General features: G+C 69.5%; 20 protein-coding genes. 4 read left to right on the top strand and 16 right to left on the bottom strand.

What is annotated here, in order from left to right; translation table 11 throughout:
- Positions 1-77 precede the first annotated feature (77 nt).
- The 13 genes from ABZ664_RS23810 to ABZ664_RS23750 form a co-directional block, all read right to left on the bottom strand.
- Entirely contained in the window at positions 78-347 is a 270-nt protein-coding gene (locus ABZ664_RS23810) for a hypothetical protein (RefSeq protein ID WP_362513839.1), read from the bottom strand.
- Between the two features lie 135 nt (positions 348-482).
- A complete protein-coding gene (pssA, locus tag ABZ664_RS23805) occupies positions 483-1316 on the bottom strand; it encodes a CDP-diacylglycerol--serine O-phosphatidyltransferase (protein ID WP_350947794.1) in 834 nt (277 codons plus the stop codon).
- A complete protein-coding gene (locus ABZ664_RS23800) occupies positions 1303-1908 on the bottom strand; it encodes a phosphatidylserine decarboxylase (protein WP_350947822.1) in 606 nt (201 codons plus the stop codon). The genes pssA and ABZ664_RS23800 overlap by 14 nt, the downstream gene beginning before the upstream one ends.
- Before the next feature lie 169 nt (positions 1909-2077).
- Complete coding sequence (locus tag ABZ664_RS23795) at positions 2078-3067, bottom strand: TerC family protein (protein WP_362513834.1); 990 nt, start codon at positions 3065-3067, stop codon at positions 2078-2080.
- A gap of 389 nt (positions 3068-3456) precedes the next feature.
- Entirely contained in the window at positions 3457-4617 is a 1161-nt protein-coding gene (locus ABZ664_RS23790) for a glycosyltransferase family 4 protein (RefSeq protein ID WP_362513831.1), read from the bottom strand.
- Positions 4610-6259 carry a lipid II flippase MurJ gene (locus ABZ664_RS23785; RefSeq protein ID WP_362513828.1) on the bottom strand — a complete coding sequence of 550 codons (1650 nt, stop codon included), beginning with the start codon at positions 6257-6259 and terminating at the stop codon, positions 4610-4612. The genes ABZ664_RS23790 and ABZ664_RS23785 overlap by 8 nt, the downstream gene beginning before the upstream one ends.
- Positions 6256-7134: a hypothetical protein gene (locus ABZ664_RS23780; RefSeq protein ID WP_362513825.1), complete on the bottom strand. Its 879-nt coding sequence runs from the start codon at positions 7132-7134 to the stop codon at positions 6256-6258. Before ABZ664_RS23780 ends, ABZ664_RS23785 begins: the two co-directional genes overlap by 4 nt.
- Before the next feature lie 5 nt (positions 7135-7139).
- On the bottom strand, positions 7140-8114 hold the full coding sequence (locus ABZ664_RS23775; protein ID WP_362513822.1) for a copper transporter: 975 nt from the start codon (positions 8112-8114) through the stop codon (positions 7140-7142).
- On the bottom strand, positions 8111-9322 hold the full coding sequence (gene steA / locus ABZ664_RS23770) for a putative cytokinetic ring protein SteA (RefSeq protein ID WP_362513819.1): 1212 nt from the start codon (positions 9320-9322) through the stop codon (positions 8111-8113). Before steA ends, ABZ664_RS23775 begins: the two co-directional genes overlap by 4 nt.
- Before the next feature lie 170 nt (positions 9323-9492).
- Complete coding sequence (recN, locus tag ABZ664_RS23765) at positions 9493-11205, bottom strand: DNA repair protein RecN (RefSeq protein ID WP_362513816.1); 1713 nt, start codon at positions 11203-11205, stop codon at positions 9493-9495.
- Positions 11206-11295: 90 nt separating this feature from the next.
- Entirely contained in the window at positions 11296-12201 is a 906-nt protein-coding gene (locus ABZ664_RS23760) for an NAD kinase (RefSeq protein WP_362513813.1), read from the bottom strand.
- Between the two features lie 177 nt (positions 12202-12378).
- Positions 12379-13197, bottom strand: a complete 819-nt coding sequence (locus tag ABZ664_RS23755; protein WP_362513808.1) for a TlyA family RNA methyltransferase — start codon at positions 13195-13197, stop codon at positions 12379-12381.
- Positions 13194-13532, bottom strand: coding sequence for a hypothetical protein (locus ABZ664_RS23750; protein ID WP_362513804.1), 339 nt, complete (start codon positions 13530-13532; stop codon positions 13194-13196). Before ABZ664_RS23750 ends, ABZ664_RS23755 begins: the two co-directional genes overlap by 4 nt.
- A 628-nt stretch (positions 13533-14160) precedes the next feature.
- Between ABZ664_RS23750 and ABZ664_RS23745 the strand changes: the two genes are divergently transcribed.
- The gene (locus tag ABZ664_RS23745; RefSeq protein ID WP_362513801.1) at positions 14161-14508 is read left to right on the top strand and encodes an SCP2 sterol-binding domain-containing protein; all 348 of its coding nucleotides are present in this window, start codon (positions 14161-14163) and stop codon (positions 14506-14508) included.
- Between the two features lie 173 nt (positions 14509-14681).
- On the opposite strand, the gene ABZ664_RS23740 is transcribed toward ABZ664_RS23745, so the two are convergent.
- Both ABZ664_RS23740 and ABZ664_RS23735 read right to left on the bottom strand, forming a co-directional pair.
- Positions 14682-15701 (bottom strand): HAD-IIA family hydrolase, encoded by a 1020-nt coding sequence (locus tag ABZ664_RS23740; RefSeq protein WP_362513798.1) that lies wholly within the window; start codon positions 15699-15701, stop codon positions 14682-14684.
- 226 nt (positions 15702-15927) lie between these two features.
- Positions 15928-16359 (bottom strand): tetratricopeptide repeat protein, encoded by a 432-nt coding sequence (locus ABZ664_RS23735; protein WP_362513795.1) that lies wholly within the window; start codon positions 16357-16359, stop codon positions 15928-15930.
- Positions 16360-16470: 111 nt separating this feature from the next.
- Here ABZ664_RS23735 and ABZ664_RS23730 point away from each other — a divergent pair, with 111 nt between their 5' ends.
- Positions 16471-17970 carry a DUF1015 domain-containing protein gene (locus ABZ664_RS23730; RefSeq protein ID WP_362513792.1) on the top strand — a complete coding sequence of 500 codons (1500 nt, stop codon included), beginning with the start codon at positions 16471-16473 and terminating at the stop codon, positions 17968-17970.
- Positions 17971-18119: 149 nt separating this feature from the next.
- Here the strand turns inward: ABZ664_RS23730 and ABZ664_RS23725 are convergent, their stop codons facing one another.
- Entirely contained in the window at positions 18120-18572 is a 453-nt protein-coding gene (locus tag ABZ664_RS23725; protein ID WP_362513788.1) for a hypothetical protein, read from the bottom strand.
- Between the two features lie 109 nt (positions 18573-18681).
- On the opposite strand from ABZ664_RS23725, the gene ABZ664_RS23720 reads away from it, so the two are divergent.
- Both ABZ664_RS23720 and ABZ664_RS23715 read left to right on the top strand, forming a co-directional pair.
- Positions 18682-19608, top strand: coding sequence for an MBL fold metallo-hydrolase (locus tag ABZ664_RS23720; protein ID WP_362513785.1), 927 nt, complete (start codon positions 18682-18684; stop codon positions 19606-19608).
- Between the two features lie 379 nt (positions 19609-19987).
- On the top strand, positions 19988-22456 hold the full coding sequence (locus ABZ664_RS23715; RefSeq protein ID WP_362513782.1) for a hypothetical protein: 2469 nt from the start codon (positions 19988-19990) through the stop codon (positions 22454-22456).
- Positions 22457-23322: the final 866 nt, after the last annotated feature.

Raw genomic sequence — 23322 nt, 5'->3', positions numbered from 1 at the left:
GGTGACCGCCACCGGAGGCCGAGACCGACGCCCGCCCGGCGGGAAGACCGTGGCCGCTCCCTCCGGGCTTCCGGGCGTCAGCCGCCGAAGACCCGGAGGATCCGATCCGCGGCCTTGGAGGGGTCCTCCACCCGCTCGACCAGATCGCCCCATGACCAGCGGTAGAACCAGCCCTCGGCGAGCGGTACGCAGTCGAGGGTCTCGCTGAACATCGCGGCCTCGGGATCGGTGACCCGCAACGACGGCGGGCTCCGCCTGAGCGTCACGTTCATGCCTCTCAGCTCCAACTCGCGAGCGAGCATGCCGAGGAAATAGGTGCGTGTGTGCTCATGTGGCTCGGTTGCCATGAGGCAATTGAACGCACCCGCGCCGGACGGGGAAAGCAGATCGGGACATTCCAGGGCGAGAACGGGTCGCGGCATGGGGTGTCCGCGACCATCGCCCCACCGCCCGGGTGAACATCCTCCGGGCGGCCTCAGGCCTCAGCCGACCCCGGCGGACGCCTTGCGCTGCTCCTTGCGCTTCTCCCGCTTGAACATCAGAACCCGCAGCGGGATCGCCGCCACGATCGTCATCTGCATGACGGCCCCGACCTTGATCAGCGTGTCGCCGCCCGCCAGGCCCGCGACCCAGATGGTGAGGCAGGCAACATTGATCATCATCCAGGCGAGCACGGCGGCGGCGAGGTTGCCCTTGGGCTTGGGGTACTCGATCCGGCTCACCATGAGGTACGCCACGCCGAAGACCGGCAGAATCGTCCAGACCGACGGGGGGAAGAGCAGCACGACCGAGACCACGGTCATCGCGCCCATCGGGATGGGCAACCCCATGAAGTCACCGCTCTTGGTCTTCACCGAGGCGAAGCGCGCGAGCCGGATGACGCCGGCCAGCAGCACCGACGACGCCGCCGCCATCACGAGCAGAAAGGGGATCTGCTGGTTGAACCCCGCCCAGATGACCACCATGAAGGCGGGAGCGAAGCCGAAACTGATCACATCGGCGAGGTTGTCCAGCTCCGCGCCCATCGCCGAGGCGCGGAATTTCCTCGCCACCAGGCCGTCGAACAGGTCGCAGGTGGCGCCGATCAGCAGGAGCACCACGGCGGTGCCGAAGAACCGGGGGTCCGCCGCGAAGGGCTTGGCCTCCTGCAGCGAGCTGATGGCCGACCAGGCGAGCACGCAGACCGCGAGGAAGCCGCAGAGAGCGTTGCCCAGGGAGAGGGAGTCGGCGGCCGAGAGGCGAAACGCCTTACCTACCGGTCCTCGCGGCTCGTCGTCCGTCTCGTCCATCGGCCAGCTCGCGTCAGCCGTGGTCAAGGCTCGTCACCCCCGCGACCGTCTTCTCGCCCACGGAGACAGCGGGCGCGACTCCTTCGGGAAGGTAGACGTCGACCCGAGAGCCGAGCCTGATCAGGCCGATCCGCTCGGCCTTGGCCACCTTCGCCCCCTCGGCCACGTAGGGCACGATGCGGCGCGCGACCGCGCCGGCGATCTGGACCATCTCGATGTCGCCGAGAGCGGTGTCCAGGTGCCAGACGACCCGCTCGTTGGTGTCGCTGTCCTTGTTGAACGCGGGCAGGTATCCCCCGGACACGTGCTCCACCGAGGTGACCGTGCCGGCGAGCGGCGCCCGGTTGACGTGCACGTCGAGCGGGCTCATGAAGATCGCTACCCGGGTGCGGCCGTCCGGCCACGGGTCGATGCTCTGCACCACGCCGTCCGCGGGCGACAGGATCCGCCCGGTGCCCGGAGTGCGATCTGGATCGCGGAAGAACCAGAGCATCCCACCGCTGAGCGCGGTCAGCGGAACCGCAGCTAGCGCCCAGCGCCGGTCACGGCGGCTGAGCAGTGAGGTCACGGCGGCGGCGGCGACGGTCGGGAGCAACCACGGGGAGACGCCACGTGCCAGGCCCAACGGACCTGGTATGTGGCTTGCTGAATCGTGGGACACAGGGAACCTTTGTGATGTCTTGCGGCATTAGACCGGTATGTCTACCCGCTCTGGGGCAGGATGTTACCCATCTCTTAGCCTTTATAAGGCGCAATGAGACAAGCAAAGCGCCTCACACGCCGATTCGCTAGCCTTGCTCGACACTCGCCGGGGCGGTGTTTTCCTTGCCCGCGCGGGCGTCACGCCGGACCTTGATCAAGCTGATCACCGTGGTGACGGCCATCGTGACGACGATCACCGACAGCGACACCCAGATCGGCACCTCGGGGGCCCAGGAGACACCACTGGAGTGCAGCGCCTCGAGGATCAGCTTAACCCCGATGAAACCGAGGATGAACGCAAGACCGAAGCTGAGGTAGACCAGCTTCTGAAGCAGTCCACCCAGCAGGAAGTAAAGCTGGCGCAATCCCATGAGGGCGAACGCGTTCGCGGTGAAGACGATGAAGGCGTCGGTGGTGAGGCCGAAGATCGCCGGAATCGAGTCGAGCGCGAACAGCAGGTCGGTGGTGCCGATCGCGATCATGACGATCAGCAGCGGGGTGACCAGGCGCTTGCCGTCGACCTTGACGGTGATCCTCGCGCCCACGTAGTCGTCGGTGTGCGGGAGCACCCGCCGGGCCCAGCGCAGCACCGCGTTCTCCTCAAGGTGCTCCTCCTCGCCGAACTGACGGACGAGCTGGACGGCGGTGTAGATCAGGAACGCACCGAAGACGTAGAAGAGCCAGCCGAAGTTGGCCAGCGCCGCGGCACCGATCGCGATGAAGATGCCGCGCATGACCAGCGCCATCACGATGCCGATCAGCAGCACCTTGTGCTGGTATATCTTCGGCACCGCGAAGCGGGTCATGATGATGTAGAAGACGAAGAGGTTGTCGACGCTCAGGCTGTACTCGGTGAGATACCCGGCGATGAACTGGCCCGCGGGGGTGGGACCCGCGATCACCCACAGCCCGATGCCGAAGAGCACCGCGAGTGTGACGTAGAAACCGACCCAGAACCCGGCCTGTCTGAGGGAGAACTCCCGGGGCTCGCCTCGGTCGACTATCCACAGGTCGAAGGCGAGGACGACCAGGAGGCCGCCGATCACGGCGAGCCAGACCCAGACAGGAACATTCACGGTTGATAAACCTCCGGCGGCGCGCATGACAGACTGCCGGAGGTCTCTCCCGCCCGCGTGGAACCAGGTCGATGTGAAGCGGATCGACGATGCGGACCGACAGCCCCGGGGGCCTCGTGGAGCGAGACAACACCGTGATGACGAGACTGCCGCGAAGGGATACTCCCCCCCTAACCACGCCAGTATAGGCGTCTGGCATGGTGTCGCCTAATCCAACCTCGCGCCCCCCCCGCTTGTTCCATCGGCCCCGAAATCGCCTGTAGGCGGCCCCTTCCGGCTCTTTCGGCTCCCTCCCAGGACCGGGCGCACGCCTTTTTCTCCCCGCGGAACCGAGTGCCCTCCTTCTGCGGTTCTCTGATCGAACGAGCCACGCGAAACCCCGCGCGCTCTCAGCCGGAGAGCCCCGCGTAGACCGCGAGCACCGCCCCAAGCGCCTCTGCCGCGCCCGGCAGCTCGCGGCCCCGCAGGGCGGCGGCCCCGGCCAGTTCCCCGGCGAGCTCGTCGTCGGCGAGCACCCTCGCGACCGCGTCGCGCATCGCGGCGACATCCCCGTACGGCACCAACAGCCCGGCCTCTCCCACCATCGCGGGGACGCCCCCCACGGCGGTGGCGACGACCGCCGTTCCCGCCCGCAGGGCCTCCTGCACGGTGAGGGGTTGCCCCTCCCAGCGGCTCGGCACCACCAGCGCCCTCGCCACCCCGAGCAGATCCCCCACGTCGGCGCGGTCGCCGAGCAACCGCACCGGCAGGTTCTCCCGGTCGATCCGCCCCTGCAACTCCCCCCTCAGCGGCCCCTCCCCCGCCACCAGGAACACGACTTCGGGCGCACGCTCCCGGGCGATCCGGCCGTACCCAGGCTCGACGAGGGTCGCTCCCCGCGTAGGTTCCGCCTCCTGAGCCCCGCGCAGGGTCTTCGCGACGTCGAGCAGGGTCTCCAGGCCCTTCTGCTGGGCGAGCCTCGCGACCGTGAGGAAGATCACCCGATCTCCCACCCCGAGCTCTCGTCGCATGTCGCCGGGCTCGCGTCCCGAAGGGGGCAACGGGGGTGCGGGTACGACCGCGGCCTCGACACGCGTGGCCCCCAGGCGGGCCATCCGCTCCCCCAGGTCGGGGGAGACGACCAGGATCCGGTCGGCGCGGCGGGCCACGATCCGTTCCAGGAGGCCGTAGACCGCGCCGACGGCACCGCCCGCGGTGGCGGCGTTGTGCAGGGTCACCACCAGGCCTGTCCCGGTCCCTGCCAGCGCGATCGCCGCCAGAGCCCCGGCCCGCAACCCGTGGGCGTGCACGACGTGCGCCCCGCGCAACGCGCGAAGCGCCAGGACCGCCCGCAGGTCGCCGGCCGGGCGAGGCCGGTCGGAGATCGGCACGGGCACGAAGCGCGCACCGAGCGCGGCGAAGCCGAAGGCCCGCTCCGTACTCGGCGGGCCCGCCACGACCACCCGGTGGCCGCCGCGCACCAACCCTCCGGCCAGCATCGCCACGTGCCGGCCGACCCCTCCCGCGCTCGTCCCCAGTACGAGTGCCACCCGTCTGCCCTGATCAGCCATCGGAAAGGCCCCCCTCCTTCGCTGCCCCTCGGCGGAGCCTCGCCGCCAGCGCCTGGACGTCCTGTCTGTCGATCATCACGGCCACGGCCGCGAAAGCGACCACACCTGCCACACCGGCGGCCAGGCCCGCCGCCACGAACTCCCACGTGGACACCGCACCCAAGGCGTTGACCAGGGTGAGCCCCGCTCCCCAGGCGGCGGCACCGCCGGCCACGGTCGCGAGGAGAGTGCGTGGCGCCCCCGCCAGCGCGGCCGCTCCCCTGGTGCGAAGCACCGCGACGACCAGGAGCAGCCCGCCGACGGTCATACCGACGGTGCTGCCCAGCCCGAGCAGCCCGACCACGTCGGCCGGATTCCCCGCGGTGCGGGCGAGCGCGATCTGGGCCACCAGTGCGACGGCCCACCCGGTCACCGAGGCCACAGCCGCCGACCGGCCCCGCCCGCAGGCGTACAGGACGCGGGCGAGGTGCAGCATGAGCGCGTAGCCGGCCAGGCCCGGCGCGAACAGCGCGACACCCCTCGCCATCTCGGCGGGGTCGCCGCCCGGGGTCCCCTCAAGGAACACGCTCGACACCGGTACGGCGACCGCCGCCATCACCCCGGCCGCGAGCCCCGTGACCAGGAGCACGGCCCGGGTGGTGGAGGCGGTCAGGGTGTCGAAACCCGGCGCGTCCCCCTCGGCCGCGCGGGTGGACAGCACGGGGAACGAGCTGGTGGCGATCGGCATCACGAGCACCGCGTACGGCAGCTGGTACAGCGCCCAGGCGTAGGTGTAGGCGGCGATCGCACCCTCGCCGCCCAGTTCGTTGGCGAGGCGGATCACGACGATCAGCGCGATCTGCTGCGCGATCAGCACGGCGAGACCCGCGGTGGCGAGACTCCGCGCTCTGGCCGCGACGCCCGGCGGGAACGACAGCGAGGGCCGCAACCTCAGCCGCAGCCGGGCCACCGGGCCGATCACGGTGAGCACCATCGCGGCGGCGGCGACGGTCGCGCCGAGGGAGAGCGACAACTGCCCGGCGCCGCTGAGCTGCGACAGGTCCCTCGCGGCCTCCTCGTTGACCGCCTCGAACAACAGGTTGGAGGCGACGATGAGCAGGCTGGAGACCAGCGGCGCCAGGGCCGGGCCCATGAACCGCTGGTGGGCCTGGAGCACCCCGTACAGCACCACGGCCAGGCCGAAGAAGATCATCCGGGGGGCGAAGACGACGAGCAGGCCGGTGCCGGCCTCGACGACGTCCGCCAGGTCGCACGGGGCCGGATTCGCCACGAGCAGAGCGACGATCGGCCCCGCGAACGCGACGATGAGCAGCGTGAGCGGCACCAGGACGAGCATCGACCAGGTGAGCAGCGCCGAGGTGGTCCTGCTCACCTCCGCCCTGGCCTCGGGGTCGTCATCGGACCTGGAGGCCGCCGAGGCCAGCACCGGCACCACCATCCCGGCCAGTACACCGCCCGCGACCAGCTCGAAGACGATGTTGGGCACGTAGTTGGCGGTGTTGTAGGCGGTGCCCAGGCAACTGTTGCCGACGCTCTGCGACTGGACGAGATAGCGGCCGAAACCGACGAGCCTGGCCAGGACGGTCACGACTCCGATGAGGAGCGCCGCTCCCGCGACCCCTCGTGCGATCCTCGTGCTCATCGGGTGGCGGGTGCCTGCTCCACAGGGCGACGGCCGAGCATGTCGAGGCGGTGCAGGACGGGGTTGCCCGCGATCACCTTGGTGAAGCTGATCTTCTCCGAGGCCGCGGTCAGCGCGACCACGGTGCCGAGCACGACCAGGCGCCCCGGACGCCCCAGGGTGATGGTCGCGGCCAGCCCGAGCAGCGCGCCCAGCGCGTTGGCCCCCGCGTCACCGAGCATCGCCCGCTCGCCGAGGTCCTCGGGCAGCAACGCGGCGGCGGCCCCCATGGGAAGCGCGACCACGGTGGCCGAAACCGGATCGTTTCCGAGCAGCCCCGCGGCGAGCAGGGGCGCTCCGGCCAGGAGGCCCACCTTGACGGCGCGACCTGGCCGCAGGTCGAAGAGGTTGGCCAGGTTCGCGCTCCCCGCGATCAACACGCCGTTGACGGCGACGTCGAGGGGATGACGGGAGGTGAGGGCGGCCGCGGCCAGGCCGGTCGCACCGATACCGAGGAGCTTCACGGCCCCGCTGGTGACCTCGCCCTTGGCCAGGGCGCTCAGATGCCCCTTGAACCCCTTGGACGAGGTCGCGCCGTACAGGTCGTCGTAGGCGCCGAGCCCACCACCGCCAGCCACCGCCAGCAGCGCCGCCACGCGGACCCTGCCGGGCAGCCCGGGGATCGCCGCCGCGGCGGCACCGGCACCGGCGACGAACGCCGGGCCCTCAAGCAGGGTGATCGGCTCACCCCTGTGGTTCGTGCGGGCCCAGGTCTCCGTGTCGCCGACCGGAGGCCTGCGGGTGAAGGCGGCGTACGCGGCGCGCGCGGCGACCGCGCCGAGGAACGCGCCGGCGAGGGCACCCGCGAGGGCGCGGGGAAAAGCGCGACGAGCCATTCGGATCATCCTCCGGAGGTGGCCGTGGGGACCGTGGGGGTCGGCGTCGCGCTGGGCTCGATGCCGGAGACACCGGAGCCGATGCCGTACTGGCCGGCCAGCCCGGTGAGTTGCTCTCGGAGAGCGTAGACCACCACGACCCGTCCCGCGGGCATATCGGCGGTGTCGACGCTGGAGACCTTCTCCGTGAAGGCCGCGTCCTCGCGGAGCGCGGCGATCACCCCGCCGGGCGCGACGGAGGTCTGCGTGCCGGCCAGCACGGTGCCCTGGCCCGCGTCGTCGAGGCCGAGCGCCAGCGTCACGAGCGTGCCCGCCTGCGCACTCGCGGTCTCCCCCGCGTACGCCTCCGCCGGGGCGATCATCAGGGCCGTCTCCGCGCGCCTGGCGGGCTCGCCGGTGACGGTGAGCAGACCGGCACGCTGGAACGCGTCGAGGATGCCGGCTCCGGACGGGTGCTCCTTGCCCACCTGGCTGGAGTCACTGGTCAGGATCGCGCCGGCGAGCACCTCCGCCGCCTTGTCGTGCGCCGTGTCCTCGACGGAGAAGACGGTCTCGGCGGCCTTGGCCCCGACGGCCAGCTTGTCGACGAAGCCCGCCTGGGCGGGGTCGGTGTATCGCTCGGTGAGAGTGATCCGGCCGGTCACGCTCCCCCCGGCCTCCTCGATCACCTGCTGCGCCGCCTCGCGCACGCTCGCGGTGCTGCCCGGGGCCTCGACGATCACGACGCTCCTGCCGACGAGCGCGTCCTGGACCATCCGGGCGGTGCCGCCGGTCACGAAGGCGTCGTTGGCGGCCTCGCGCTTCTGCAGGGCGTCCACCTGGTCGCGAAGCTCGTTGTTGCCCTCGCGAAGCTGGTTGGCCAGCGACTCGCTCGCCTTGATGACGGGATCTTCGAGCAGGGTGGTGCCGAGCACGATCCCGACCGACAACGCGAGGAAGATCGCGACGATGGAGACGAGGTGATAGCGGAAATCGATCACGAGAAGAGTCCGACCAGCCAGAAGATGAAGCCACTCCAGACGTCGCGGACGCTGTCCAGCCAGATCTTGCCCACCGGGGAGACGACGATCGCCACTCCCATGGTGATCAGCGTGGTGGCGACGAGCAGGAGCAGGGACGGTGTGGAGATCCGGCTGCGATAGAGCCGGCTGACGCCTTTCGCGTCGACGAGCTTGCTGCCCACCCGCAGGCGGGTGAGGAAGGTGCTGGCCATGCCGGAGCGGCCCTTGTCGAGAAACTCCACCAGGGTCGCGTGAGTGCCGACGGCGACGATGAGATCGGCGCCCTTGTCGTCGGCGAGCAGCATCGCGATGTCCTCGCTGGTGCCGATCGCCGGGAAGAGCACCGCGGTGCGGCCCAGCTGCTGGACCCGCTCCAGTCCGGGCGCCCTGCCGTCGCGGTAGGCGTGCACGACCAGCTCGGCACCGGTGGTGAGCGCCTTGGTGGAGACGGAGTCGAAGTCGCCGACGATGATGTCGGGCAGGTAGCCGGCCTCCAGCAGCGCGTCGGCGCCGCCGTCCACCCCGATCATGATCGGGCGGTATTCGCGGATGTAGGGGCGGAGGGCGGCGATGTCCTCCTTGTAGTGGTAACCGCGCACCACGATGAGGACGTGCCTGCCCTCCATCACGGTCCGGACGTCGGGAACGCCGATCCCGTCGATGAGGAGGTCGCGCTCGCGGCGGACGTACTCCATGGTGTTGGCCGCGAACGCCTCGATCTGCACCGTCAGCCCTGCACGGGCCTCGCTCATCGCGGCCTCGATGGACTCGGCCGTCTGCACATCGCCCTTGCCGACCACCTCGTCGTCGAGGTGAAGGACGCCCTCGTGCAACCTGACCAGGTCACCGTCCTTGATCCGCTCGAACAGCTCGGGGGTGGCGTTGTCGACGAACGGCACCCCGGCCTCGACGATGATCTGCGGGCCGAGGTTGGGGTAGCGGCCGCTGATGCCGGAGGCGATGTTGACGACACCCGCCGCACCGCACGCGACAAGAGCCTCCGCGCTCACCCGGTCAACGTCAACGTGATCGATAATCGCGATTTCCCCGGCCCTGAGGCGCTTGGTCAGCCTCTTGGTCCGCCGATCGATTCTCGCCACTGCCGTCACCCCGGGAAGGTCCGTGACCTTCCTGCGGCGGAGGTACCTTGCGAGCCTGTCTTGAAGCTCTTCAGTCGGCACCTTCATCACGCCCATCCTGCCAGAGTGAACGACCGGGAGAGCCAAACAGGCGGCAGCGTGTTAGATACGTCACCCGATACTCCTGAGACCTGCTCCCCTGGAACGCGAGGATTACTCCTTCAATCCCTCACGTACTGCCTCGCTTCTCGAATCCGGCGTGTTCGGCCTGTTTCGGGTCACGCCTTGTCGGCGGCGGCGATCGAGAGGAGCTCCTGCGCGTGCGCGCGGCCCAGCTCGGAGTCCTCAAGCCCGGCGAGCATGCGGGAGAGCTCCCTCGCCCGGCCGTCCTTGTCGAGGGCGATCACGCCGCTGCGCACCACGCTCCCGTCGTCGGCCTTCTCCACGACGAGATGCTGGTCGGCGAAGGCCGCGACCTGCGGGAGGTGAGTGACGACGATCACCTGGGAGGTGCGGGCCAGCCGTGCCAGCCTGCGGCCGATCTCCACCGCGGCCTTGCCGCCCACGCCCGCGTCGACCTCGTCGAAGACGAACGTCGGAACCGGGTCGGCGCCGGCGAAGACCACCTCGATGGCGAGCATCACCCGGCTCAGCTCACCGCCGGAGGCGCCCTTGTTCAGCGGCAGGAGCGGCGAGGCCGGGTGCGGCGCCATGCGCAGCTCGACCTCGTCGACGCCGTGCGGGCCGAATTCGGAGGCGGCGGTGATCGTGACCGCGACCCTGGCGTGCGGCATGGCCAGCGCGGTGAGCTCCTCGGTCACGGCCTGCCCGAACCGCTCCGCGGTCGCCGTCCTGACCCGGGTCAGCTCGGCGGCCAGCTCGGTGAGGCGCGCGGTGAGCTCCTCGTGCTCGCGGGTGAGCTCGCCGATGCGGTCGTCGTCACCGTCGAGCTCCGCCACCCGGGCGGCGGCCCGGGCGGCCCAGGCGAGCACCTCCGCGGTGTCCTGGCCGTATCTGCGGATGACGTGGATGAGCGCGGCCCGTCGCTCCTGCACCACCGCGAGCCTGCCCGGGTCGGCGTCGACCGACTCGGCGTACGCGGCCAGCTCGGTGGCGACGTCGGAGATCAGATAGCCCGCCTCCGCGAGCCGGTCGGCGATCCCGGCGAGCGAGGGGTCGAAGTCGCGCACCGCCTCGATGGCCCCGCGGGCCTCGCCGACCAGCGCGATGGCGTCCGGCATGGCCTGCTCACCCGACATCGGATCGCCGAGCAGCGCCCGGTGCGCCGTCTCCGCGGCGCTCCTGAGGGAGTCCGCGTGGGAGAGCCGCTCCTCCTCCTCGCGCAGCTCGATCTCCTCGCCGGGCTTGGGGTCGGCCTTCTCCACCTCGCCGAGCCCGAACCTGAGCTGGTCGGCCTCCTGGGCACGCTCCCTCGCCTTGGTGGTCAGCTCGGCCAGCCTCTCCGCGGTCTCCCTGTGCCGCTTGTACGCCTGCTCGTAGGCACGCAGCGGCTTGACCAGTTCCTCACCGGCGTAGCGGTCGAGGGCGGCCCGCTGACGGCCCGGCTGCAGCAGCCGCTGCTGGTCCATCTGGCCGTGCACGGCGACGAGGTCCTCGGCCAGGTAGGTGAGCGTGCCGACGGGAACCGTCCGCCCGCCCAGCCAGGCGCGGCTGCGCCCCTCGACGGAGACCGTGCGCGAGATGATCAGCTCGCCGTCCTCGACCACGCCTCCCACGTCCTGCACCTGCTGGGCGACCCGCCCGGCGGGGTCGACGATCAGCGTGCCCTCGATGGTCGTCTTGCCGGAGCCTGGACGGACGCGGGCGGGGTCGGCACGGCCACCGAACAGCAGCCCCAGGCCGGTCACCACCATGGTCTTACCCGCGCCCGTCTCGCCCGTGACCACGGTGAATCCCGGCGCCAGCTCCAGGACGGCCTCATCGATCACGCCGAGCCCCTGGATACGGACCTCCTCGACTCCAGGTCGCACTGGTCCCTCCCGTCACATCGAATTCACCGAACATCAGTGCGGTGCGAGGGCACGATCCTACGCGCTTGAGGCGTCGCCCGCCCGGACGAACTAGGGCCTCACGCGACCCCGCCACCCCTGTACGGGGAGATCGAACTTCGCGACCAGCCTGTCGGTGAACGGCGCCCCGGTGTCCTCCAGACCGTGCAACCGCGCCAGCCGTACCGGTAGCTCCGCCCGCCGCAGTTCCACCCTCGCACCGGCCGGCAGGTCGAACCTGCGGCGGCCGTCGCACCACAGCACCGCGCCCGCCGTCTCCGGCTGGACCTCCAGTGCCAGCTTGGAGCGGGGAGAGACGACCAGGGGCCTGGCGAACAGGGCGTGGGCGCTGATCGGCACGAGCAGCAGCGCCTCCACCTCCGGCCACACGACCGGGCCTCCGGCGGAGAAGGCGTACGCGGTCGAACCGGTCGGCGTGGCACAGATCACCCCGTCGCACCCCCAGCGTGACAGCGGGCGCCCGTCGATCTCGGCGACCACCTCGAGCATCCGCTCGCTCTTCTCGACGGTGACCTCGTTCAGCGCCCAGCTGTCGGCGAGCAGCTTGCCGTTGAGGCGGGCGGTGACCTCGATGGTCATCCGCTCCTCGACGTCGTAACGGCCGTCCACCACGCTGTCGACCGCCTCCGCCAGGTCCTCCACCTCGGCCTCCGCCAGGAAGCCCACGTGGCCGAGGTTCACCCCCAGCAGCGGCACTCCCGCCGGGCGGGCGAGCTCGGCCGCCCGCAGGAGGCTGCCGTCGCCACCCAGCACGATCATCATCTCGACGGCGTCGACCGCCGCCGGACCCGCGGGTACCACGTCGGTCCCCGCGCAGGCGATCTCCTCGGCCTCGACGCTGAGGACCCGCACGGTCAGCCCGGCGTCCACGAGCCGCTGGATCACCATCCGGGCGCTGTCGACGGCCGCCGTCCGCCCGGTGTGCGCGGTGACCAGCACGGTGCGCTTGGCAGTCATCGACTCTCCTTGAACGTGGAGATCCTCGCCCCGGGGCGGGGGGAGGAAGCTGAGGTCTGGGTGGCAGAGGATTTGGGAGTTGAGGTCTGGATGGCCAGGAGGTTTCCGAGTGGTGGAGGTCTGGAGGGCCGAGGCCGGGTTCTGAAAGGCTGGGAGCCGGAGGGCTGAGGAGCGCGGCTACCGGGGGCCTTCCGCCACCGCTCGATCGATCTCCGCGTCAAGGTCGGGGACCGGCGGAGCGCCCTCTCCCTTGCCCAGCCAGATGACGTACTCGACGTTGCCGGACGGGCCCGGCAGAGGGCTCGCGGTGACCCCTCGAACGGTCAGGCCGAGCGTTCGCGCGGCTTCGGCCACGCCCCTTACCGCCCCGGCGCGAAGCTCCGGATCACGGACGACCCCTCCGGCGCCGACCCGCTCCCTGCCGACCTCGAACTGGGGTTTGACCAGCATCGCGAAGTCGGCCCGTTCCGCGGCGCACAGGGCGAGGGCCGGCAGCACCAGGCGCAGGGAGATGAAGGAGAGGTCACCGACGATCAGCGTGGGTGCCTCGCCGAGCATGTCGGGTTTCAGATCCCTGACGTTGACCCGCTCCATGACCGTGACCCTGTCGTCGGTCCGCAGCGACCACGCGAGCTGGCCGTACCCGACGTCGACGGCCAGGACGTGGGCCGCTCCCGCCCGTAGCAGTACGTCGGTGAAACCCCCGGTCGAGGCTCCCGCGTCCAGGCAACGGCGTCCCTCCACGGTGAGGCCGAGGGGACCGAAGGCCTCCAGCGCGCCGAGGAGCTTGTGCGCGCCCCGCGAGACATAGTCTGGTCCCTCGGCCGCCTCCGCGACCACGATCGCCGAGGCCGTGTCGACCTGGGTCGCGGCCTTAGCCGCCACCTGGCCGCCGACGCTGACCCGGCCTGCCTCGATGAGATGGGCCGCCTGCTCGCGGGATCGCGCCAGCTTCCGGCGGACGAGCTCGCTGTCGAGGCGTGTCCGCCGGCTCACGGGCACCGGTCCCGGGTGCCGTCCACCGAGGCGCGCCCCTGCCAGGGAAGAGCGTGTGCCAGGGCCGGTCCCGGCCTTGGCACACCACCCGGTGAGGTCGGTTCCCGCTCCGGGGCACCGTGCGCCGGGACGGTGGCCCGCTCCGAAGGGCTGTCCTGCGAGGCGGACTCCCGCCCCGAGGTACCGTTCACCGCGGCGAGCGCCTGCTCCAGTCCGGTGAACACCTCCTCGAAGACGTCCGCGTGCGCGGAGACGGGCAGAGCGCCGAGACGGGTGAGCCCGCCCAGCGCGGCGTCCGCCCGCTCGTCGCCCGTCTCCTCCAGCAGGTCCGTCATGCGCCCCCTCCGGAACCGCTCCTGGCCGCTTCGGCCGTCATGGTCGTCTTCGCGGCCCTTGCCGCCGTACGAATGCGGCTTCCACCGTACGAGCACGACGCTCACCGGCGCCGCGCCCGTGGATTCCCCGACCGTATCGGAAGCCGCGCCCCTCGTCGCCTTGGCGGGCTTTCCCGCCTTTCCGGCTTTCCTCCGCCCATACGCGGGTTCCCCTCCTCGACAGGCTCTCCCCACGCCATGAATCCGGCCCCCGTCTTCCCCTCAAACGCAGGGGGAGCCGCGAGGGCCGATCCGCACAGACGCGGGGCATTCGCAGCGGCCGATCCACACAGACACGGGGGGATCCGCAGCGGCCGATCCACACAGGTCGGTCCAGCGCGGGCGAGGAAGGGAGAGATCTTCCAAAGATGGGTAAACCGCGAACTATCGCGGGAACCTCGATCGTTGTCATCCCATTAAGGTCGGCGACCGTCGGCGCATAACCCTGCGATGTTTTGAACGCCATTGCGGAAGCCTCTTTCTCCGGTGCCCCCGCGCCGGATTGCATGCCGTACTCATGTGGAACGCTACCGTCCGTACCTGAAAGGGATTCGGATCGGTCAGGGAGAAGAGAAGGGAGCGCCACGCGATGGCGACCGTCGACGAGTGCCGGGTGGCACTGCGCAAACTCGGCGAGCAGTTCGACGAGGTTGACCGGGAGAGCCGCGACAAGCACGTGGTCGAACGCAGTATCAGCTGCCACATCAAGGATCTCGGCGTCACCTTCTACGGCCACATCCACCACGGCGGCCTCGGCCCCTTCGAGGATCTTTCCTCGGACGACCGCAGACAGGCCGAGGTGAAACTGACCATCGGCAGCGATGATCTCATCTCGCTGGTCAACGGGGACCTCGACATGGGACGGGCCGTTTTCGGCGGCCGGATCAAGGTCGACGCCAGCTTCGGTGACCTTCTTCGCCTGCGCAAGCTCCTTTGAGGATCCCGCCCGAGGGCGGGATCACACGGGCGGAGAGGGTCACGGGGGGCGACGGCCCGCTCGGCACCGGCCTCCCGGCCTGGGCGCGGCATCAGGCGGAAGCACGTGAGGTCGCGACGAGGGGGGATGACGAGGGCTGGGCGGCCGTTGAGGCCCGGGGCCGAGCGGCCGTCTCAGCCGGAGCGCGAGGCCCGCGGCGAGAGCGCGGAGTCGAGTGCCGCCTTCACCGCGTCCTCGTCCGCCCGCCCCTCGCCCACGGCCTCCCAGGTTGCCGCGGAAGCCGCGCGGAGCCCGTCAAGCGACTCACCCCCGCCTTCGAGGGTGAGCGCGCCCTCCTCCCAGCGGGCCTTCCACCCCTCGCAGGCCCACCCGTCTGCGATCCTCCGCACCTCGGGGTAGGGCCGGTGCAGGTCGGACAGATCAGCGGCGACGTAGGTGGGCCGGTGCCGGGGAGCGGCGGTCAGCATGTCGAGCGGGCCCGCCACCCCCGTCAGGACCAGCAGGCTGTCCACTCCCGCGTTGGTCGCTCCCTCGATGTCGGTGTCGAGCCGGTCACCGACCACCAGAGGCCGCTGCGATCCGGTACGGAGCATCGACTCGCGGTGCAGGGGCGGCTCGGGCTTTCCCGCGACGATCGGCTCCACCCCGGTCGCCGTGGCGATGACCCTGACCATCGAGCCGTTGCCGGGAAGCTCCCCCCTGCCCGTCGGCATGGTCGAGTCGGCGTTCGCGGCAACGAAGAGGGCTCCCCCTCTCACCGCGAGCGTGCCCTCGGCCAACAGGCCGTAGGAGAGATCGGGAGCGATGCCCTGGACGACCGCGACCGGACCCTCCAGGGCGGTGCTGACCGGGCGCAGTCCGTGGACGCGCAGTGCGGAGCGCAGCCCCATCCCACCGACCACCAGCACCGCGGCGCCCGGTTCGACCCGCTCGGCCACGACCCGCGCGGCGGCCTGGGCGGAGGTCACGACGTCCTCGGGTTCCGCTGGGGCGCCCAGCGCGCGCAGGTGCTGGGCGATGGCCGCGGGGGTGCGTGAGGCGTTGTTGGTGACGTAGGCGAGACGTACACCACGCTCCGCCGCCCGGCGCAGGGACTCCGGGGCCGCCGGTACGGCGTTGCGCCCGAGGTACACCACCCCGTCAAGGTCAAGGAGAAGGGTGTCATACGGGTCGATCAGTGTATTCGTGTCCACCGACCCATTTCATCACCCACGTTCCATCGCCCGCACCGCTCCCATGCGGCGGAACCGCCTGGATCACGTCCTGCGAACCCACACGGATCAACCGGGCGAGCATTCTCGGGGCGTATCGGCAGGGCACCCACCGGTCGCGCCGGCGGCAGGTACCGATCACGCCGGCAAGGTCGGCACCGATCACATCCTGCGGGCGTTCGGGATCACAGCGGCGAACTCGTCCGGATCACATCCTGCGGGCGCGCAACGTGGCGCGAACACTTTTCAGCGCGGAAACATAGTGCCGCAGGTCGGGCCGCATCGCGACGGCGATCGCCAGTGGCTCCTGAGCCCCTTCCATGTCCCCGGTGCGCCACAGGGCGAGCCCAAGACCGAAATACGCGTAGTCCTCAGCCGGATTGGCGTCGATGATCCATCGAAAGCTGTCGACGGCGTCGGCGTACTGCCGGGAGTTGAACTGCGCTCGGGCGAGGGCCTCCCGGATGCTCCGCGACTCCGGCTCCGCGTCGGCCGCCCGCTCCAGCAGCGCGACCGCCGCCGCCGGACTGCCCTCGGCCAGCAGCTTCGTCCCTCGTTGGAACCATTCGTAGACGTCCCCGGCCGGAGCGCCCGTCTCGGGGCTGGGGGAATCAGACGGACCGCCACGTCCTTGGACCATTGTGTGAGGCCTCCTTCATCGACAGACGACAGATCTGGCCGATTCCCTGACGGACCAGGCACCATCGCAGACTCGAAGCGGCCCCCGGCCGTTTCAGGCCTTTATGGCAGCATGCCCTCTATGGCGAATCCTGAACTGCCGATACCCGGCGGGCTGGTGCTGCGCCCGTTTCACGGCGTGCGGTTCACGGTCGACGATCTGGCCGGAGTCACCTCGCCGCCGTACGACCTCATCGACGAGGCCGAGGTGCGGAAGCTGCTCGACCTTCACCCCAACAATGTGGTGCGTTTGATCCTTCCCGGCACCGACCATCACAAATACGCCGAGGCGCGGGAGACGCTTCACCAGTGGCTGTCCTACGGGGTGCTGACCGCCGACGAGACACCCGCGGTCTACGTCTACGAGCAGTCGGGTCCTGGCATCCTGCAGCGCGGGATCATCGGCGACGTGGGCCTGGCCGGTCCGGAGCTGGGCATCATCCTTCCTCACGAGAACGTGATGCCCGGACCGGTCGCCGATCGGCTCGCGCTGATGCGCACCACGCAGGCCAACCTGGAACCCATCTTCCTGCTCTACGACGGTTCGGGCGGCGCCACCACACACCTCGTCGACCGCATCGCCGCGTCCCGGCCCCCTCTGGCGGAGACGGAGACCGAGGACGGGGTCAGGCATCGGCTGTGGGCCGTCACCGACACCGGCGAGCTCGCCTCCATCGATGCCGACCTCCGCCCCCGCCAGGCCCTCATCGCCGACGGGCACCACCGCTACGCCACCTACCTCGCGCTCCAGCGGGAACACCGCGCCTCCGTCACGGGTGACGCCGCGACAACCACGTCCATGGAACCCACGACAGCCGTGGAATCGATGACGCCCATGGCGGGCGTCACCCCCGTGGAGTCGGTGGAAGCCGCGAGTCCTGAGGAACCCGCGGAAGCCGCAGCCCCGGGGAGCCCGGTGGAGTCCACGAAAGTGGTGATCCCGATGAGTCCCCCGGAGCCCGGTCCGTGGGATTTCGGTCTCGCGCTCCTGGTGGACTCCAGCGCCTACCCACCGGATCTGAAGGCCATCCACCGGGTCATTCCCGAACTGCCGCTTGAGGAGGCGGTGGCCAAGGCGAGGGGCTCGTGGCAGGTGCACGACCACGCGGACCTGGCCGAAGGTCTGGCCGCGCTGGAGGAGACCAGCGGACCGGCCTACCTGCTGTCCGCCGGCGGGCCCACCCACCTTCTCACCGACCCCGACCCCGACCAGCTCGAACACGCCATGCCGTCCGAGCACTCGGCCAGGTGGCGGGCGCTGAACACCTCTATTCTCGCGGAGTTCCTTCTGCCGAAGGTGTGGGGGATGCGGGACGACGAACAGTCGGTGCGCGTCGTCCACCACGACCCTGAGGCCGCCGTACGGCTCGCGCGGACATCCGGTGGAACCGCGGTGCTTCTGCGCCCGCTCGCGGTCGACGAGGTGCTCGCGGTCGCGGCCCAGGGAGAACGAGTGCCTCGCAAGTCCACCTCCTTCGGTCCGAAGCCCAGAACCGGTCTGGTTCTGCGCACGCTCCCCCCGGGACGGACACCTTCCGGAGAAAACCCGCCCTCCGCGAAGTCAGGGTCCTGAAAAATCAGGGGAGCCGGAACCCTGAGAAGAGCCGGATCCCTCGGAAACTCCGAAATCGTGCGTTTCCCAGGTCTTGGAAGTCGGTCCGAGATCTCGGAAAATCAGTCTGACATTTCGGAATCCGGCATGCCCTGAAAGTAGGTAGGGCGTCAGTTACCCGACCTCGCCTGGATGAGCCGCGGCCCCCCTCCCCGTACCGTGGCCCTCTTTCTCACAGGCAGGAGTGAGCGCACCGGCCGAGGCGGGACGGGCGCAGGAGCCTCCTCGTCGCAGGCCAGGATCGTGATGACCTTGCGCTCAAGACGTCTCACCGAACGCACTTCGACCTCGTAGCCGGACGATTTGGCCCCTTCGCTTCCCCACCATCTCCGACGCAGCGAACCCGTCACCTCGACGATGTCATCGGGAAGCCAACTGGCCACGGCCTCGATGACATCGGTCTCGAACGACGCGCACGGAATGGTGTCGACCCGGGCGCCACGCCCGCGATGTCGCCGCCGGACGATGAGCCGCCAGGTGCCGAGCGTGCCTCCGCTCTGCAACGGCCTGATGTGGACCACCTCAGGTAGGCGGCCCACGAGAATGACCTCGTTACGATCCATGCGATCCTCCCTCGATCCTGCCTGTCGAGGACGACTCTCTACGATGTGAGCTGCGACGGAATGGCCGAATACTGTTCTGTGGATACCGGTTCCAGTTATGAGGTGGCCTGTGGACAACATCACCGCCCTCGGTGGGGACGTCTATGAGATCGATACGAGGATGGCCGGGTACTCCAGCATCACGGCCGGATACCTGATCCTCGGAGACCGTCCCTGCCTGGTTGAGACCGGTACCTCCACCTCCGCTCCCGTGGTGCGTGATGCCCTCACCTCGCTGGGCGTCGGACCCGGAGATCTCGCCACGGTCGTCGTCACGCACATCCATTTGGATCACGCGGGCGGGGTCGGCGACATCGCCGGTTTCTACCCGAATGCGGAGATCGTGGTTCACGAGAAGGGTGCCCGTCATCTCGCCGATCCATCCAGGCTGATGGCGAGCGCGCGAATGGTCTGGGGCGACAAGCTCGACACCCTGTTCGGCGAACTCTCCCCGACGGAAGCCTCACGGATCCGCGCGCTCGACGACACCGACACGATCGACCTCGGCAACGGGCGTACCCTGAACAGCCACTACTCGCCGGGGCACGCCAAACACCATGTCGGACTCATCGACTCCGGCACCGGAGACCTCTACGTCGGCGACGCGGCCGGGGTCTACCTCCCTGAGACGGGCGACCTGCGTCCCGCCACGCCTCCGCCGGACTTCGACCTGCGGACCGCGTTGGACTCGATCGCCCTGTTCAAAGCACTGGGCCCGCAAAGGCTGCTCTTCAGTCACTACGGACCGGTCACGGATGTGGAGGAGATCCTGGGACGCTCCGCCGAGGAGCTTCGTGTCTGGGTCGACCTGACCCGTCAGGCCCACACGGAGGGCATGGACCTGGATCACGCCGTTGCCATGGTCAGAGAGCGCACCCGCGACCGTTACACGGCTTTGAAGGCGGACGAGGCGACCGCTGAACAATTCGAGCTGCTGAGCGGCGCCCCGTCCAACGTGGCCGGAATCCTGCACTGGCTGGATCGAATCCAGCCGTGAAAACGTGCCCTGCAAAGCTCGGGGCCGTTGTGACTCCTCCGCTCCTCGAAAGGAGCGGCTTCTCGCCTCCCTCTGTGGAGGTAGGCGACGGCCAAGCCCTGACCGTTTCAAACATAGGAACGGTGACAGGGAAGCGATTCACCCGCCAGGTAAACCTGGCATTCCCCTCGCTAAGAACGATGGAGACACCTCCCGCATTCCGGGCGCCCAGCTCGTCCACCCGGAATGCGGTGAAGGTCCCCTGGACTTACTTCTTCTCGGCCTTGCCCTGGCCCTGCTCGTCGTCCTCGCGCGGATCCTCGTCCTCATCTGAGTCGGCGTCGGAGACGTCACTCAGAATGTCGCCGAAGTCGGGCTCGATGAAGGCAGGACCGACGGCGTGCTCAACCTTGCCCGGCTTCTCCTCCGTCTTCCGCTCGGCGTCGACCGCCTCGCCCTCGGAAGAGACCTTCTCAGGGGAGCTCTTCTCGGCAGAGTGCTCTTCGTCGATGGAACCGTTGTCCGGAGCGTCATCGGCAGTGGGGGGATTCGCGTCGAAGTCGTCGTCAAAGAGATCGTCTTCGGCCTCGATCTCCTCGTCCAGAGCCGCGACGTCGTCGATGTCGGCGATGTCGGCGATGTCGGCGTCATCGTCGACATCGACATCGACATCGACGTCGTCATCGCCCTCGGCACCGGCACCGGTACCGGCGTCATCGTTGGCGCGGGTGTCGCCGTCGACGAAGATTTCCCCGTCCTCGATGTCGTCCTCTTCGATGTCCTCGATGACAGCGCCCGTCAGCTCCGCGTAACGCTCGGCCGCGTCGGTCTCGCCGTCCTCGTCGAAGGTCATCGCCCGGCCGAACCACTCCGTGGCCGGCCCCTCGTGACCCGCCGCGGACAGCGCGTCGGCGTAAGCGAAGGCGAGGCGGGCCGACCAGGGCTGGGGACGGGTGTCACGCAGCTCGGGAAGGCGCTGGAGGGTGATGACCGCGGCGTCGTTCTGGCCGAGGTCTCTCCGGGCGCCGGACTCCACGATGGCGAGTTCGATCTTGCCGACGCGGTCGAGCCGCTCGGCCTCCTTGGAACGGACCAGGTCAAGCGCACGTTCGGGGCGGCCAAGACCGCGCTCGCAGTCCGCCATGATCGGCAGGAACGAGTCGGAACCTGTCATCCGGCGAGCCGCGCGCAGATCGCTGAGCGCCTCGGAGAAGTGACCGGCGCGGTAGGCCGCGATACCGACGGCCTCACGGATCACTCCGATCCTGGCCGCGAAGCGGCGTGCGACCTTCGTGTGCTCGTAGGCCCGCTCCGCGTCGTCCTCGCCAAGAGCCCTCTCGGCCGCCACGAGATGACGGGCGATCAGATCCGCGAGGTCGAGCGGAAGAGAACGCAGCTCTTCGCGGATCTCCTTGTCGAGCTCCTCCGCGGTGATGTCCGGCGCGAGCTCGGGCAACTCCTCACGCTGGCCGCTGGGAGCCTCGTCGCGCCCCCCGAACCGGTCGTCCCGGCCATAGCGAGTGCGGGAACCCTCACCGTCGCGGTCGCGGTTCCCGAAGGGAGGACCACCGCCCGGACGGTCGTCCCGGTTGAACGGCCTGCGCTCACCGCGGTCATCGCGGTTGAACGGAGGACGGTCACCACCGCGATCGTCGCGGTTGAACGCGGGACGATCCCCGCGATACCCGCCGCCCGGACGGTCATCACGGTTGAACGGCCTGCGCTCACCATCCGGCCGCGAACCGTAGCGGCTACGAGTCTGGTCGCGATCACCGTACGAACGACGCTCGCCACCACGATCATCACGGCTGGACGACGGCCGATCATCACGGTTGAACGGAGGACGATCCCCCCCGCGGCTGTCACGGTTGAACGACGGTCGATCGCCGCGATACCCACCCCCCGGCCGGTCGTCCCGGTTGAACGGCCTGCGCTCACCGCGGTCATCGCGGTTGAACGGAGGACGGCCACCACCGCGATCGTCGCGGTTGAAGGGGGGACGGCCACCACCGGGGCGATCGTCGCGGTTGAACGCGGGACGATCCCCGCGATAGCCACCGCCCGGACGGTCGTCCCGGTTGAACGGCCTGCGCTCACCACCATCGGGACGCGAACCGTACTGACCACGCGACTGGTCACGGTCACCGTACGAACGACGCTCGCCACCACGATCATCACGGCTGGACGACGGCCGATCATCACGGTTGAACGGCCTACGCTCGCCACCGCGATCGTCGCGGTTGAACGGGGGACGGTCACCACCGCGGTTGTCGCGGTTAGACGACGGCCGATCGCCGCGATACCCACCACCAGGACGATCACCGTACGAACGACGCTCGCCACCGCGGTCATCGCGGTTGAAGGGGGGACGGCCACCACCGGGGCGATCGTCGCGGTTGAACGCGGGACGATCCCCGCGATAGCCACCGCCCGGACGGTCATCACGGTTGAACGGCCTGCGCTCACCACCATCGGGACGCGAACCGTACTGACCACGCGACTGGTCACGGTCACCGTACGAACGACGCTCGCCACCACGATCATCACGGCTGGACGACGGCCGATCATCACGGTTGAACGGCCTACGCTCGCCACCGCGATCATCGCGGTTGAAGGGGGGACGGCCACCACCACCGCGATCGTCGCGGTTGAACGCGGGACGATCCCCGCGATAGCCACCGCCCGGACGGTCATCACGGTTGAACGGCCTGCGCTCACCACCGCGATCATCGCGGTTGAACGGAGGACGACCGGAACCGCGGTCGTCACGGTTGTAGGACGGCCGGTCGCCACGATCACGAGAGCCGTAGGAGCCACCGCGAGACTCGCGGTCACCATAAGAACGCTGGCCCTCGCCGCGCGGCCCTGAGGGCCTCTGCCCGCCCCCTACGCGGTCGTCACGGTTGAACGGAGGACGACCGGAACCGCGGTCGTCACGGTTGTAGGACGGCCGGTCGCCACGATCACGAGAGCCGTAAGAACCACTCGGGCGCCCTTCTCGGCGCTCACCATACCGGGGACCGTCACCCGGACGTCCCCTGTCACCACCTGCGCGATCGCTGCGGCGGCCTCCCTGGCCACCGGATCCGCGGTTTTCGCTCTCTTCGCGACGGCCCGCGCCCTCAGGCCCGTTGTCACTGTTCACTTCTGGTCCATTCGTTGGGTCACTCTGCGAGCGCGTCCCATCTCCTCGTTCGGATGAGACGTTCGCTATCCGGGCGGTCTCCGGCCGCGGGGTGCGCCCCGTTCGCTATCGCTGCCCCGCCCTATCGTGGTCTGGCGCGACGAAGGCCACCCGCTGGTGGGGTGGCCCGGCCCTTCCAGCCTAGCAAGCCCCTGAAAGTCCATACGCCCTTCCCTTGCACCCATGAATGATCATGGACATCGCGACGGACCCTTTGCGGATGGCCTTTGAGAGAATCCCGGAGTCGTCCCAGCTGCCGGCCGGCACCTTGCCGTGGGAGCTGAAGATCGCTTAGTTGAGACTCCCCATAACGCAAAAAGGGCCCCCTCAGCGGAAGCCCATTCGCCGAAACCTCGAGCCCCGACTTTCTAATGCCCCGAGCGTCCCTTGGACGGTCCTGAGACATCGCTTGAAAAAAAGGGGGCAGTGAAAGCACGAAAGGGCCCCCACCAAACAGTGGGAGCCCTTTTCGTAAAAGATTGTCCGGCGGTGACCTACTCTCCCACACCGTCCCCGGTGCAGTACCATCGGCGCTGAAGAGCTTAACTTCC

It is taken from the genome of Streptosporangium sp. NPDC006930, assembly GCF_040635605.1.
Classification (GTDB): Bacteria; Actinomycetota; Actinomycetes; order Streptosporangiales; family Streptosporangiaceae; genus Streptosporangium.
This window is presented reverse-complemented; position numbering and strand designations above follow the sequence as displayed.

Excerpts from the sequence above, each read along its gene's own strand:
- ABZ664_RS23785 (WP_362513828.1), bottom strand. The coding sequence starts at position 6,259 with ATGAGCACGAGGATCGCACGAGGGGTCGCGGGAGCGGCGCTCCTCATC.
- ABZ664_RS23735 (WP_362513795.1), bottom strand. The coding sequence starts at position 16,359 with ATGGTCCAAGGACGTGGCGGTCCGTCTGATTCCCCCAGCCCCGAGACG.
- ABZ664_RS23810 (WP_362513839.1), bottom strand. The coding sequence starts at position 347 with ATGGCAACCGAGCCACATGAGCACACACGCACCTATTTCCTCGGCATG.
- ABZ664_RS23745 (WP_362513801.1), top strand. The coding sequence starts at position 14,161 with ATGGCGACCGTCGACGAGTGCCGGGTGGCACTGCGCAAACTCGGCGAG.
- ABZ664_RS23730 (WP_362513792.1), top strand. The coding sequence starts at position 16,471 with ATGCCCTCTATGGCGAATCCTGAACTGCCGATACCCGGCGGGCTGGTG.
- ABZ664_RS23780 (WP_362513825.1), bottom strand. The coding sequence starts at position 7,134 with ATGGCTCGTCGCGCTTTTCCCCGCGCCCTCGCGGGTGCCCTCGCCGGC.
- ABZ664_RS23725 (WP_362513788.1), bottom strand. The coding sequence starts at position 18,572 with ATGGATCGTAACGAGGTCATTCTCGTGGGCCGCCTACCTGAGGTGGTC.
- ABZ664_RS23790 (WP_362513831.1), bottom strand. The coding sequence starts at position 4,617 with ATGGCTGATCAGGGCAGACGGGTGGCACTCGTACTGGGGACGAGCGCG.
- steA (WP_362513819.1), bottom strand. The coding sequence starts at position 9,322 with ATGAAGGTGCCGACTGAAGAGCTTCAAGACAGGCTCGCAAGGTACCTC.
- ABZ664_RS23760 (WP_362513813.1), bottom strand. The coding sequence starts at position 12,201 with ATGACTGCCAAGCGCACCGTGCTGGTCACCGCGCACACCGGGCGGACG.
- ABZ664_RS23750 (WP_362513804.1), bottom strand. The coding sequence starts at position 13,532 with ATGACGGACCTGCTGGAGGAGACGGGCGACGAGCGGGCGGACGCCGCG.